General features: G+C 73.5%; 1 protein-coding gene (running past both ends of the window). It reads right to left on the bottom strand.

Every position in this 15,536-nt window falls within one protein-coding gene, locus tag FHX44_RS19400, for a GNAT family N-acetyltransferase, read on the bottom strand. The gene is 65,646 nt long; 32,891 of those nucleotides lie to the left of the window and 17,219 to its right, leaving coding positions 17,220–32,755 in view — codons 5,740 (partial) to 10,919 (partial); the first complete codon in reading order (the gene reads right to left) occupies positions 15,533–15,535. Both codon boundaries (start and stop) fall beyond the window edges.

Below are 15,536 nucleotides of genomic sequence, written 5' to 3'. Positions count from 1 at the left end.
TGCGCAGCACCCAGTCGATCGCCTCGAGGTGGTTCTCCGAGAGCGTGGTCCACTTCCCGGTGCCGAGGTGCGCGAGCACCACGTTGGCCTTGGGGTACTGGCGCAGCAGTCCGAGCAGCGGCACGAAGAAGCGCTCGTCGGGGGTGCCCGCCCGGTAGAGGCCGTCGGCGCGCAGCCGGGCGAGGCCCGCGTCGTTGTGGATGATCACCATCTGGCCGGTCTCGGCGGAGGCCTGCAGCAGCTCGCGGGTGTGCGGCGAGTACATGTCGGGCGCGGCGTCGGGCAGCGTCGCGGCCAGCCGGTGCTTCGACAGGTCGGCGAGCAGCGTGCGCAGCGCGCCGACGTTCGCGCTGAGCCGCTCGAGCAGCTCCAGCGGGTCGAGGCCGGTGCCGGTGTGGTCGGTGGGGAACACGTCGACCAGGCCGGGCGCCACCTTGTGCAGGTGGGTGAAGCTGATCTTCTCGGTGCGCAGCGCCTTCTTGACGACCTTGGCGGCGCTGATCAGCTTGCCCGCGTAGTCCACGTACTCCGGGTTGAGCACGTGCGCGGCCTGGGGACCGAGCAGCCGGGTCACACCCTCCTTCGCGAAGGTGGTCTCGGCCACCGCGTAGGCCATGTCCGGGTGCGTGATCAGCATGGCGTGCAGGTAGCCGCGCGCACCCGGGATGTCCAGCCGCGCCCCCGAGATGCCCGGCACCACTCGCCACCGCAGGTTCTCGTCCAGGTTCCGGACGCTGTCGAAGAGCCGGACGTCGGGGAACTTGCCGCGCATGGCGAGCATCGGGATGTTGAAGGTGATGCCCAGCCGGTAGACGCCGATCTGCGCGTAGTAGAACGTGCCCGACCCGGCGGTGAACAGGCCCATGCCGCGCTGCGGGATCGGCGAGAGGATCACCGTGCCCTGGTGCCCGGCGCCCCGCATCATCTTCAGCTGGTTCTCGATCCGCACGTAGCGCGGGTCGGAGTAGTCGTTGTGGTGCAGGTGGGTGTCCCACAGCAGCCCGAGCGCGCGGCGCTGCTTGCCGATCAGCTCGGCGGCCCTCCGCTCGACCCCGAGCTCGACCAGCCGCTCGCGCAGCAGCTCGACGTCACGGGTGTCGATCGACGCTGCCGATGCCCGGTACTCGGCCGGCACCGGCGGCACGCCGCTCACCCATGCCCGCCAGCGCGCCCACGCCGCGGCCCGGACCGGGATGAGCTTGTCCACCCAGCGCAGCCGCTCGCCCGGGTTCGCCTCCGGGAACCGGGTCATCTCCGCGACGGTGTCGAACGGGATACCGGTGGCCTTGTGGATCCGGAAGTTCGACATGCCGTTCTCGGACGCCTCCGCGACCGCGCCCTTCACCGCGTCGTAGAAGGCGACCAGGGCGTTGCCCTCGTCGACCAGCTTCTCGTCGACCCACTCGGTGGTGTGGCGCAGGTCGTGGCGCATGCCCTGCAGCAGGGCCCGCAGGAAGTCGGTGACATCCGTTCCCGCGGTCCACCCCGACGGGGCGATCGACTGCTTGCCGGCGACGACGGCGGCCTCCGCGACCACGGCCGGCAGCTCGAGCAGGGTGGCGGCCCGCGCGATCGCCGCGCCCTCGGACAGGCTCGCGTCGGCGTCGCGCAGCGCCTCCACGGTGAACGTCACCCAGTCCCTGCGGTCGTCCCACCTCTCCACGGCGGTCTGCAGGTCGCCGACGGCCGCCTCGTAGGCGTCGAGCGTGCGATCCACGGCCTCGGTCTTGGCGTCGACCACGGCCATCAGCTGCCGCTTCACGGAGAACGCGTAGCCGTGCCTGCGGGCCCAGCGCTGGTGCCGCCCGTGCTGGGTGACGGCCTCGTGCTGGGCGCTGAGCACCGCGCTGTGGAACTCACTGGCGTAGCGCAGCACCACGGGCCGCCAGCGCGGCTGCCCGGCGAAGGCGTCGAGGATGCGGTCACGCACCTGGCCGTACTCGCCCGCGAGCACGGCCAGCACGTCCGCCCGGCCGTCGGCCACGAGCTGGGCGAGCTCGCGGCGGGCGCGTGCGGTGAGGAGCTCGCCGTCCTGGTGGGCCGGGTCGGCCACGGCGCGCTCGGCCAGCACCGCGACGGTGTGCGCCTGCTCGTGGGTGAACCCGGCCCACGGCGCGAACAGCGCCTCCACCAGCTCGTGCAGCACGCCGGCCGCATCGCCCGCGTAGACGTGCAGCGTGCCGTCCGGACCGAACCGGTGCCCGGCATCGGCCGACAGGCCCGTGCGCGGGTCGGCGATCGGCCGGTTCAACCGGCGGAACACGATCGCGGGTGGCGCCCTCGGGGCGGCCGGGTACCGGCGCCGCAGCTCGGACGCCGCCGGGCCGTCGAACACCCCGTCCAGGTACTCGGCGGCGGCCTGTCGCCACAGCCCCACCAGGTCGGACGGCTCGCCGGGCCCGACCGGCACGGTGCCGCCTGCGCGCAGCCGCTCTGCCATCTCGGCCCGCGTGTCCCGGGACAGGACCCGCCCGCCCAGCTTGCGGCCGAACGCGGTCTCGTCCATCCGGGAGCCGTGCGGCTTGCGCAGCCCGGAGGGGGACGCGGGACCCGTTGAGGTGGATCCACCGGGGGTGACGACGCCGCCGCCCATGGCCTTCTCGGCGTCCAGGGCGGCGCGCGTGGACCGCACCTCGTCCGTCGAGCGCTTCACCGCAGCCTCCAGCCGCTTGCGGTGCGCCTCGACGGCGCGCAGCGCCCGGCCGGGGGCCATCTCGAGGATGTCGGGCGACAGCGGGTCGCCCGGCGGGTCGAGCGTCAGGTCGGGATTGCGGGAGATCGCGGCCACGACGTCCACGCCGAGTCCCAGCGCGGCCGCTACCGCCTTGATCACGTCGGCATCGCTCCGGCGGCCGGTGGAGCGCAGCTGGCTCACCAGCCACGGCACCGAGCCGTGCGTGAACTCGTGCAGCCGGACCACGGCCTCGTCGTTGCGGGCGAGCGCCTCGTCATGGGCCACCGCGGCGGGGGTCGGGACCCGCCCGGCCTCCACCCAGCGGGTGACCTCGCGACGAGGCAGGCCGAGCAGCCTGCCCACCTGGCGGGCCGAGAGCCCGTTGTTGAGGGCGTGCAGAGCGGCGTCGCGGCGCAGCGCGATCAGCTCGTCCGGGCCGAGGGCGATCACGGTGTGGTCGACCGGCCGGTGCCACAGGCTCCACCGCCGGACCACCAGGTCGCCCACCACGGTGAACCGCTCGCTGAGGGCGACGGCCTCGCGCATCCGGCGGATCCGCGTCAGCCGCGGGTCGTCGATGGGCAGCGCGATGACGTCGCCGCGCATCACCCGCCGGACGCGGTACTCCGCCCACCAGCGGTACGCCTCCCGTGCGCCGCTGCGCACGTGCCGCACCGGGTGCGCCAGCCCGCTGTCGACGAGCCGGACCAGGTCGGCGACGGCGCCGAACATCTCGCGCAGCCACTTGATCGGGTGCCGCAGCTCGAGCAGATCGACGTCGCGGCCCGTGGTGACGCCGATACCCATCAGCACGATCAGCCCGGACACGAAGGCGGCCGCGACCTGGTCGGCCACCGCGGCCGGCAGGCCGACCAGCGCCGCCACCCCGCCGAGCACGACCACGAGGGAGCCGAACGCGTCGGACAGCGCGTGCGCCGCGGACGCCTTGCCCGTGCTGTTGCCGGTCCGCTGGTAGAGCCAGAAGCCCACCCCGTTGGCGACGAGCCCCAGCGCGCCGGCGCCGACCACCCACCACGGTGATCCCGTCAGGTGGTGCGCGCCGCTGATGGCGTCGACACCGATCAGCACGCCGCTGACCAGGATGGCGACCCCGATCAACCGGTCCACGGTCGTGTCGAACCGCTTCGCCGCGATCCGCGCCGCCACGATCGCCAGCAGACCGGGCATCAGGTCGGCCAGGTTGTGGAGCGCGTCGGCGAGCACCGCTCCGGAGCCGGTCAGCAGCCCGATGACGATCCCCGACGCGGCGGCGACCGTGAGCACCGGCAGGGCGATCCAGGCCGCCCCGGCCAGTCCCAGCCGGGCCCACTCGCGCTCGATCGAGGTACCCCGGGCGATGTCGGGTACCTCGACCTCCCCGTGTCCGTGACCGTGCTCGGTGCGCGCGTCCGGCCGCCAGGACCCGACCCGGCGTTCGAACAACGCGGCCGACCGCGTCGTGACGCCGGTCGCGGTCCGCACGTACGTGAACCCGAACCGCAGGTGCAGCTGGTGCAGCTCGGCGTTGGAGGTCCACGCGTCCAGCCGCACCCACTCCCGGCCGGAGTCGACGGCGATCCGGTCGGCGTGCGCGAGCAGCGCTGCGCCCACGCCCTGGCCCGCGGCGTCCACGCCGACCATCAGGCGGTGGACCATCACCGCGGTCGCCAGCTCCTCGGCCGTCCACAGGCCGGGCGTCGCCTGGAAGTCGATCGCGATCGTGCCCAGCACCTTGCCGTCGCGGGTGGTGGCCATCCAGGTCCGCCCGGCCCGCACGGACTCGGCCACCCGCGCCCGCCAGGTGTCGAGTGTGATGCCACCGGTCCACTGGTCCGAGCCGCGTGCCTCGAGCCACTCCGCCCGCTCCAGGCGCAGCTGCACCACCGCGTCGACGTCGGCATCGGTGGCCCGGCGGATCACCAGGTCCGGGTTCGCCGCGCCGGCCGGCCCGCCGAGGGCCGCCCGGTGCCGCCACCACGCGCGCAGCCCGAACCAGGCGGCCACCGCGCCGGCGAGCGCGCCGATCGCGCCGCCCACGACGAACAGCACGCGGGCGACCGGGGAGGTCCCCTCGTTCCCAGGCGGTGCGCGGATGCCCGGCTGGCCCGTCCGGGAGTTCGTCGTCGCAGGCGACGTACTCGGTTGCGCCTTGCCGGTCGCCGGCGTGTTCGGCGCCTGCGTGCTCGGCACCACCGCCGCGGGCGGCCCGGTACCCGGGTTGGCGGGCGCGCTGACCGAGGGCGCTGCCGGCGACTGGCTCTGCGCCGGGCCGTTGTCGAGCGGCCCGCCGAGCAGCAGCACCGCGAGGACACCGGCTGCCGCCGCCACGCGCGCGACCCGCCCGGGGCGGGCAGGGCCGGTCGGCCCGGCGCGCGGCCCGGACGGACCGACACCCGGGCCGGACGGACCTGCGGATCCGCCCGGCCCGCCCGGACCGGTCGGCCCGCTGGGGCCGGTGGGCCCGCGCGGCCCGGACGACGGCGGGCCGCCCGGGTGCGCCGGCAACGACCGGTTGGGCACCTCACGGCGCGGGATCAGGCGGACCAGGCGCTCCACCAGACCCCGGACGACGATGACGATCGGCACGGAGGCGCCGATCCCGAGGCCGACGAGCTGCACCCACGTGTTGCCCGGGTTGAGGTTCATCAGGCCCAGCGCGATCAGGGAGGAGCCGATCATGAAGTTCGCGGCCGCCCCGCGCTTGGGCGCTCGCCGGCCCAGGTTCAGCTCCAGCGCCACACCGCGGTTCAGCACGTACGCGGTGGTGAACGTCAGCACCAGCGCCGAGAGCGCCGGGATCACCTCGCCCTCCGCCGCGAACTGGACGCCGAGCAGGAGGTTGGCCGTGGTCAGCACCAGGAAGCCGGGCACCTGGACCATGAACCGGAACCACGGGTGGGTGCTGGTGTCGTAGCCTGCCCAGCCGCTCGCGGCGCCCGCCACGGCGTGCAACCCGAAGATGGCGTCCGAGATCGCGTACGCCGCGTTGACCGTGAACGTCAGGGGGTCGTTCGCGGCCACCGCGAGCGCGATGTGCCCGATCAGGTTCACCATGAACGTGGTCGCGAGCGTGGTGTGCACCAGCCGGCCGGTGATCCCGGAGTGCGGGTTCAGCCCGACGATCGAGTTGGCCGTCGCGCCGATCAACCGGCTGATCCGGTCCTGGTAGGTGGAGTACTCGGCCACCGCGAGCTTCTGGCGGGCCGCGACCGAGACCCCGTTCAGCGGGGTGTAGCGGATCGTGGCCGCCAGCTTGAGGAACTCGTCGGTGAGCCGGTCGAACTCGGCGAGCTTGGCCTCCACCAGGTCCGGGTCCCGCTTGCCGACCACGCGGGTGAGCTCGTCGGGCAGGTACTTGCGGATCAGGTTGGCCTGCCAGGCGATCACGTTCAGGTCGATCCGACCCCGCTCGATGATCGACTCACCGAACACGCGGGCCTGCTGGCCGTGCCCGGTCCGCGTCACGGTGATCAGGCCTCGCGCGATGAACGCGAGGCTGTTGGACATCGCCAGCACGCCGGCGGGAACCAGCTGCGGGATCGGCCCGAACCAGGCCAGCCAGGCACCGGTGGCCATCAGCCCGGCCCCGATCGCCATGTTGATGCGGAAGTTCCTGCGCAGCTCCTTGCGCAGCTCACCGATCCTGCGCTCGGTGGCGTTCGCCTCCCGCTGGGTGCCGTCCACGTCGGCCAGCACCTTGTCCATCCACTCGCGACGGTCGGGACCGCCGCTCCTGGTGCCGGTGATCAGGTCGACCTGCTGTGCCGCCACGATCGCCTCGGGCGTGTAGTCGACGCCGAGCACGGCGGCGTCGTCGGCGGGTCGCAGCCCACCGCGCTCCTTCCACGACAGGGCCAGCTGGGTGAGCCGTTCGCTGAGCACGATCTTGGCGTCGAGCGCGATCAGCCGCAGGGCCCGCCAGCGCAGCCGCAGGGTGTCCTTGCCCGCCACGACCTTGCCGGTGACCGCCCAGTGCCAGCGGACGAACGACTGCATCTGCTCGTGCTCGCGCCAGTTGCCCGGACCGTCCGCGACGATCGCCCCACCGGCGTCGCGCGTCGCGACCCGGCCCGCCCTCTGCTGCTCGTCGACCCACTCGAGCACGAACTGCTTGCGGTTCTCCGGCAGCGCGTCGAGGAACGCGTCCCACTTGCCCGAGGTGATCTCGGTGAACGCCCACTGCTGGCCGCGACGGGTGGCGTTGCCGAGCACCCTGGCGGCGTTGCCGTGCAGCATGAGCTGGACGGCCCGCTTCCCGCCGGCCTTGGACTCGATCTCCTCGAACAGCGGCGTCATGTCGTGGTAGTGCCGCTCGTAGTTGTCCGGCGTCGGCGCTTTGACCGAGTCCGAACCCCACAGGAAGCGCGTCGGGTGGTCGAGCACCAGCTGGACGAACCGCTTGCGTGTCGTCGCGCTGGCCTTGATGTGCTGGGCCAGGTCGTTCCACGAGACGTCGAAGTTGACCTGCTCCTCGGGGAACTGCCGCAGGATCCAGTCGATGACGTCGAGGTGGGTGTCGGAGAACGTGGTCCACTTGCCGAGCCCGAGGTGCGCCATCACCACGTTGGCCCCCGGGTACTTGCGCAGCAGCCCGATCAGCGGCATCAGGTAGCGCTCGTCGGTCTCGCCGGCCTTGTAGAGGCCGTCGATGCCCAACCGGGCCAGGCCTGCGTCGTTGTGGATGATCACCATCTGGCCGGTCTCCTGCGAGGCCCGCAGGAGCTCCTCGGTGTGCGGGCTGTACATCTGCAGCTCGCCGGTGTCGGACCGGTAGGCCTTCGCCGCGGCGCGGGCCAGGCTCTTCGCCTTCCTGGACAGCGACAGCTCGTCGAGCAGCTGCTCCAGCTCGTGCCGGTTGTCGTTCAGCCGCTCGAGGAGCGCGACCGGATCCAGCGTGGTGCCCCCACCACCTGCCGGGAACACCTCGGCGAGGCCGGGGGCCACCTCGACCAGGTACTTGCGGCTGATGTGGTGCTTGCCCAGCGAGCGCTTGACGTGCCGGGCGGCGTCGATCAGCTTGCCCGCGTACTCCAGGTAGTCGGGGTTGAGCACGTGCGCAGCCTGGCGGCCGAGGAGCCGGGTCACGCCCTCCTTGGCGAACGTGGTCTCGGCCACCGCGTAGGCCAGGTCCGGGTGCGTGATCAGCATCGCGTGCAGGTAGCCCCGGGCGCCCGGTATGTCCACCCGTGCCCCCGAGATGCCCGGGATGGCCCGCCAGCCCAGGTCGGCGTCCTTCGTCCTCAGCTCGCGCACGCTGTCGAACAGCCGGACGTCGGGGAACTTGCCGTGCATCGTCAGCATCGGCACCCCGAACGTGATGCCGAGCCGGATCACGCCGATCTGGGCGTAGTAGAAGCTGCCCGAGCCTGCGGTGAAGATGCCCCGTCCGCGCTGCGGGATCGGCGAGAGGATCACGACGCCCTGCATGCCCGCGGCCCGCATGTACTTCAGCTGGCTGGCGATGCGGGTGTAGCGCGGGTCGGAGTAGTCGTTGTGGTGCAGGTGGGTGTCCCACAGCAGCCCCAGTGCACGGCGCTCCTTGCCGACCAGAGCCGCGGCCCGCTCCTCGACGCCGAGGGCGACCAGGCGTGCCTGCAGCTCCCCGAGATCCCGGGTGTCGATCGAGTTCGCGGCGGCCCGGTACTCGCGAGGCGGCGCGGCCTCCGCGTGGGCCCAGGCCCAGATCGCGGCGTAGGTCTGGATGAACTTGTCCACGATCGGCATCCGCTCGCGCGGGTTCGGCTCCATCCGGCCGGTCATCGCGGAGACCGTCTCGAAGTCGATCCCGGTGGACTTGTGGATGCGGAAGTTCGACATGCCCTGCCGCGAGGCCTCGGCGACCGCGCCCTCCACCGCCTGGTAGAAGCCGGGGGCCGCCCCGGCCGGGTCCTCCCGGGTGAGCGTGTCCCCGAAGACCCGCAGCGTCTGGTCCACCCGCATGCTGGTGTCCTCGAGCGCGCCACGGCGGGTGTCCATCATCGCGCGGAGCTGCTCGGCAGCCGGCACCTCCGGGTTCCAGTGGTCCGGTGCCGTGGCGGGCAGGCCCGCGTGGACGGCGTGCGCCACCACCGGGGCCGGCAGGTCGAGCAGCGTGCGAGCCCGCTCGATCGCCGCTTCCTCGGAGAGCGCGGCGTCCGCCGCGCGTAGCGCCGCGACCGCGAAGGCGGCCAGGTCGGCGCGGCCCGCCCAGTTCGTCACGGCCTTGTCGAGCTGGGCGGCGGCACTGGTGAACTCGTCCGCCGCCGCGTCCAGCCCGGTGCTCGCGGCGGCACCGTTCACCGCTTCCACCAGGGTGCGCTTGATGCTCGGGAGGAACGCCCGGACCCGGGCGTTGCGGCGCCTGTCGAGGAACTCGTCGACCAGCGGGCCCAGGGTCTCCTCGGCGAGGCCGTGGAACGCTTCGGCGTAGCCGAGCAGCAGGTTGCGCCATGCCGGCTGGCCCTCGAACGCCTCGAGGATCTGCCCGCGGACCTCGTCGTACCCGCGCACCAGCACGGTGAGGGCGTCGGTGCGACGCTCGCGCGCGAGCTGGTCGATCTCGCGGCGGGCGCGGGCGGTCAGCCAGGAGCCACCCTGCTGCGCCGGGTCGGCCACCCCGCGCTCGGCGAGCACCGCGATGGCGTGCGCCTGCGCGGGCGTGAAGCCGGCCCATGGCGCGAAGAGCGCCTCCACCAGCTCGTGCAGCACACCGGCGGCCGTGCCGGTGTCACTGACGTAGACGTGCAGCGTGCCGTCCCCGCCGACCTTGTGCCCGGCGTCAGCGACCAGCCCGGTGGCCCGATCGACGATCGGCGCGAACAGCCAGTGGAACTCCACCGTCGGCGGGCCCCGCGGGTACCGGGCCAGCAGCTCGGACAGCGCGGGTCCGCCGACCACACCGTCCAGCAGCTCGGCGGCGGCCTGCTGCCACAGCGGCATCAGCTCGGCAGGCAGCCCCGCCAGGGTGGGCAGCGTGTGGGAGCGCAGCTGGTCGGCCAGCCCCGCCCGCTCGTCGGGGCTCATGCGCACACCGAACAGCCAGCGGCGGAATCCGGACTCGTCGAGCCCGGAGCCGTGCGGCTTGCGCAGCCCGCTCGCCGACCCGGTACCCGCGGTGCCGCCGGTGGCCCCCGTGCCCCGGGCGGCGCGCTCGGTGTCGAGGTCCCCCTTCGCGTCGCGCAGCGCCTCGGCCGCCTCCTCCGCCTTCCTGGCCAGCTGCGCGACCTTTGCCCGCACCGCCGCGAGCGCCTGGGTTCCGCTCATCTCCAGGATTTCCGGAGCCAGCAGCGCCGGCGGATGCACCTGGTGACGCTGCCGGTCCAGCGCCCGGACCTCCCGCCAGTCCATACCCACCGCGCCGGCGACCCGCTTGTAGACCAGCAGCTCGCTGAGCAGGCCGTCCTTGCGCAGCCACATCACCAACCACGGCACCCAGCCGGACACCTTCGCCAACTCCGCCTGCGCCTTCGCACTCGCGTCCAGTGCTGCCCGGTAGGCGTTCTCGGCGTCCGTTGGCCTGCGGCCGGACCCGTGGCCGGTGAGCCGCCCGAACGTCTGGCCCAACCTCCGGCCCGACACGGCCAGCAGCGGGCGTAGCCCGAGCCAGGCCACCAGCGCGTCGACGACGGCGCCGGCAGCGCGGCGCACGATCCGGCGGATCCCCAACGGCGGGGCCTGGAGGCCGGGAGCCCCGGTCGTCGACGTCACGGTCGGAGTGGTCGGAGTGGTCGGGGTGCTCGTCGACGTCGCGGGCGTCGGACCGATCGGTCCCGGAGTGCCGGACCCCGGTGTGCTGGGGCCGTCCGGGCCGCCCGGTGGGCCGCGGATGGCCCAGATCCAGATCAGCGTGGTGATCACACCGATCACGCCACCGGTGATCGCGACCGCGGCGGGCAGCGCCGGCCAACCCACGAACAGCGCAGCCGCAGCCAGCGCGTTCACCACCGTGAGCGCCGCTGCGACCAGCGCGTGCCTCGCCTTCGCCCAACCCGTCAGCTGAGGCCGGGTCAGCGCCCAGTGCAACAGACCGGCCAGCGTGAGCGTGCCGGTCACCGTGATCAGCAAGGGCAGGTGGTGCAGCTGGTAGAGCAGCCCGTACACGGCGATCGTCGCTGCCGAGTACACCGTGAAGAACTTGACGAGCTTCGCCGGCAGGTCCCGGCGGAGCACCTTGCCGAGCAGGTGCAGCAGCGCCTCCCCACCGAACCCGGTGAACGTGGTCACCACCAGGGCGAACACGACCGGGTGGATGTTGACGATCGTGTCGTAGGTGGGGTGGAAGACCACCGCGTAGACCATGAACGGGATCGAGACCAAGGTCGCGGTGGCCCCGAGCGTGGCGAGGCGGTCGGTGACCCGGTTCCACCACGCGGTGAACGTGACCTTGGCCGGCGTCGACGTGGTGAAGAGCGCCGCCAGCATCGAGAGCGCGCCGACCACCGTGGTCACCGCGGCCACACCGAACAGCCCGGAGATCCACCGGTTCGCGTCCGGTGCCGCGGCGTTCAGCATCCCCTGCAGGTGCAGCGGGATGTTCACCGACAGCGTGGCCACGATCGCCGTCAGCAGGCCGCGCTGCACCCACACGTTCTGCGACAGCAGCAGCTTGAAGGTGTTGAGGCTGCCCCGTACCTGGAACGCCACCATCGCGCTGATCGTCGGCAGCGCCCAGAGCATCTGGGCTCCGGTGGCGGCCACGAACACCGCACCCACCGCGATGTGCACCAACCCGGCCGGGCTGAGCACCACCCTGGTCACGGTCTTCGTGTTCTGCCACAGCCGGTCCGCCCACGCCCGGAGTGCGGCACCCCAGTACGACGCTGTCCACTGGATCGGCCAGGCGTCCCGGAACGCCCGGAACCGGTCGGCAACGGCCGCACCCCACCCGGACACCACCGCGCGCACCGCGTGGAACGCGGCGATCAGCTCGGCGCGGGTCGGCGCCCGGATCTGCGCCGGTGTCCACCTCGACCGCGCGAGGGCCACCGCCGCCGCACCCGCGACGACCACTCCGGCGAGCGTCGCCGTGGTGCCCGTGCCGAACACGACGAGCGTGGCGCCACCCGCGACACCCAACCCGGCACCCACCCGCAGCGCGGCACGAGCCCGGCCCGGTCCCATCGGTGTGGCCCACAGAGCCTCGGCTGCCCGGGCCGCACGGCCCGGTAGCCCGCGCACCGCGTGAACGAGCCGCGCGGCATCCCACGACCGGATCGAGCTCACCAGGCGGCGCAGCCCGAACCAGGCCGCCAACCCGACGACCAGCGCGCCGCCGACCAGCAACAGAACCTGCCCGACGCCCGACGGCGGGCCCCGGATCCCGGGCTGCTCGGTCGGGTTCGTCGCCGGACCGGGCGTCTGCCTCACCGTCGCCCCGGGCGTCTGCGTCGCGTCCGGTGTCCCCGTCTCCGGACCGGTCGTCGGAGTCTGCGACGTCGGCGGCCCGGTCGTGGGCGGCCCGGTCGTCGGGGGCGTCGTCGGCTTGTCGGTCGGCTTGTCGGTCGGCTTCTCCGACGGCTGCACCGGCGGCGGAGCCGCGCCGGGCACGTTCCAGTTCTCGCCCGGGTGGATGAGGTTCTCGTCCCGGCCCGCGAGCGTGTCGCGGTTGGCGTCGGCGATGTCCGTCCAGTCGCGCAGCCCGAACCGGTGGGCGATCCAGGTCAGGTTGTCGCCGTGGCCCTGGGTCTTCCAGGTGTTCCCGGTACCGGCGGGGGCCGCGAACCGGGTTCCCTCGGGCAGCGTGGCACGGTCGCTCGCCGGCAGGCTCATGCCGGGGTTCGCCGCCTGGATCGCGGCGCGCACCGAGGCCGGGGTCGTGGCCAGACCGTCCGCCAGGCTCGCCACCGAGTCGGGCCGCTGTGTCACGACGTCACGGCCGGCATTCGTCTGCGTGTCCTGCCCGGTCAGCGTCGGCAGGTTCAGCACGGTGCCCGCGCTGACGTTGGTCATCTCGACCTGCACGACCGCGTTCGGCTCGCGCACCGGCGCGTCCGGCTGGTGCGCCAGGCCGCCCACCATCGACAGGCCCAGCACGCCGAGCACCGCGGTGGCGGTGACACCGGTGCCGATCCGCCTGCCCATCCGGACCGGCATCGGCGAGCCGCCTCGTGCCGGGTGCGTCCAGCGGTAGGTCAGGACGGCTGCGGCCGCGACGAGCACGCCGCCGCTCACGAGCGTGACCGGGTGCAGCAGGCCGTGCTCGAGCACCCACCACAGACCGGTCGCGGGGATGCCCGTGACCGCGGAGGCCACGAGGACGACCCTGCCGATCCGCCGCGCCATGGTGGGCGAGCCACGCGACCGCGGGTCGCCCATCCCGTGCAGTGCCACGATCGTGATCGCGGCGGCCAGCCCGCCGACCAGCACCAGCAGCGGGGCGGCGAGGCCGTGCCCGGTCAACGCCAGCCACCCGGCGGTGCCCAGCACGGGGGCAGCCGTCGACAGCACGCCGAGGAACCCGCGCGGCACGTCCGGCTGCAGTCCGGCGGGACCGAACCGGCCGGTGCCCTTGCGCGCCGGCGCCGGCAGCCGAGCCTTCAGCGCCTGCAGCACGCCGTTCAGCAGTCGCACACCTGCGGCGATCGCCCCGCCGACGGCGAGCAGGCCCACCCCGGGCACACCTGCGAACACCAGCGGCAACCCGAGCAGGCCCACGCCGACCAGCGTGATCAGCGCCGGGCGCTGTGCGACCGGGACGACCAGCAACGGAGTGCCGATCAGAACCCGGTCCCTCCACCGCCGGGCGGCCATGCCGCTGGCGGTGGGTGTCGGGAGGCTCGCCTCGGCAGGCGGGCCGCGGTTCCGGACCAGGTGGACGATGGCGACCACGGCCCCGGCCAACGCCATGCCGGCCACACCGAGCGCGATCATGCCGGGCGCGCTCATACCGGCCAGGACCGCCAGTCCGGCACCGGCGGCGCCGGTCAGCGCGCCCGCTCCGGCCGCGACGCGGGCCGGGAACCGACGCTGCTGTGGCGCAGGCCCGATCGGAGCCTGCCCGTGCCGCGCGCCGACGTGCGCGTCGAGCACCAGCAGAGCCACGTGCTGGCTCATCCCACCCACCTGGCGCGCCTGGGCCGGCTGCGCCATCCGGAGCGAGCCGGACCCGTAGGAGACGAGCGTGGCCACCTCGGACTCGGTGAGCTTGCCCTCGCGGGCCCGGACGAGCAGTGCCCGGGCGGGCTCCGGCAGTCCGTCGGCGAGCACCGAGAGCTCGGCGATCGCAGTCGTCAGCCGCATCCGGTGCATCCAGCCGAACGTGGCCGCGCGGTTCGGGTCACGGGCCTGCCCCGCCGCGATGTGCAGTGCGGTGAGCAGCTCCTCGTGCCCCCACTCCAGGTTTCCGGCCAGCTCTGCGGCGACGTGCCGGTCGCGGGTGTCTCCTCGGCGCCCCGGCACCGCACCGCGCGCCCCGAGCTGGGCGATCGCCCGGCGGACGGCCCGGATCGTGTGGGCGGGCAGGTCGAGGTCGGCGAGCTGGTCGCGGGACAGCGCTGCCAGCTGCGCCAGCGAGGTGATCCCGGTCCGGACCAGCACCCGGTAGACCCGCTCCTGGTGCCGGGCGGGCAGCTGGACGATGAACTCCTCGATCCGGTCCGCGCGCTGCCAGAGCGCGGCCCGCTCGGCCGGGTGCAGGTCGAAGTCATGCACCGCGCGCAGCGCGTCGCGCACCTGCCGCCACAAGCCGGTGCTCGCAGCCGGGTCGCGCAGCATCGACTCGACCGCCTCGCGCAGCGTCGCGGCGCCCAGCTCGGCCTCCGCCCGCGCGATCGTGCGCTCGCGCATGCGCCGGTGCAGCTGGTGAAGATCCAGGCCGACCATCTGGGCCATGACCTGCTCGGGCAGCCACTCCACGATGTCCTCGGGGCTCAGCCAGTCCGCATCGTCCACGAGCTCGTCGCGGACCGCCCGCCGCAGGGCGTCGATGCTCATCCCGGCCGCCTCGGCGAGGACCTCGTCCCGCATCGCCTCCCGCGCATCCGCCGGGTCCAGCCCCCTGGCCGCCAGCCGGTCGTGGACCTTCTCCCACAGCTGCTCGACCGTCAGCCCGACCGCCTGGGCCAGGAACTCGTCCGGCACGGACTCCCACAGCTCCATCAGGTCCCAGCGGTCCTGCCCGAACAGGACGACCTGGTTGCGAACCCGCTGCAGCAGCTCCTGGACGCTCATCCCGGCAGCGGCGGCCACGACCTCGTTGCGCACCAGGTCCCGCACGTCCTCGACGTCCAGCCCCAGTGCCTCCGCGAGCAGCGGCAGCGCGACCGCCTCGGCGATGATCGCGTCGCGCGCGTCCGCCTCGGTGCGCACGCCCCGGCCGGCGGGTTCCCGGCCGCCGAGCAGCGCGTTGTTGTGGAACTCGCGAGTCAGCTTCTCGCCGATCCCATCGATGATCCCGGCCACCTGGTGCGGCTGGACGGCCGCGTGCCGGTCGAGGATCTGCTCGTTGAGCCGCCGCGCGATCGCCGCTTCCGACAGACCTGCCGCGTAGTCCAGGAGCGCCCGCAGCTCGCGGTCGCTCAGCGCCGTCAGCCGCAGCCGGTCTGCCGGATCGACCCGGATCGGCGCCGCGTCGAGTTCGGGCTCGGCCGTCCGCTCCTGCTCCCGATGGGCCAGCTCCTGCGCGGCAACGACAAGGGTCGCGACGAACGTCGGGCGGTCCAGCCCCAGTTTCCCGCGCAGTTCGGTGTTCCGCTCGAACGCGCGCAGCTCGTCGGCGATGCTCTCCTGCCGCTCGAACGCACCAGCGAGGTCGTCCTGGGTGTACTGGTACGGCATCCAGGTCCGCTGCGGGATCAGCTCCGCCAGCCGCTGAGCGGCCGCCGGGTCGGCGTCGTTCACGTATTGCTTCGCCAGCTGCTGGACCTCGGTGTTCTGCTCGTCGGAG

Origin of the sequence: Pseudonocardia hierapolitana (assembly GCF_007994075.1) — a bacterium.
GTDB lineage: Bacteria > Actinomycetota > Actinomycetes > Mycobacteriales > Pseudonocardiaceae > Pseudonocardia > Pseudonocardia hierapolitana.
Note: the sequence above shows the minus strand (reverse complement) of the source record. Positions and strands in the feature narration are given on the sequence as shown.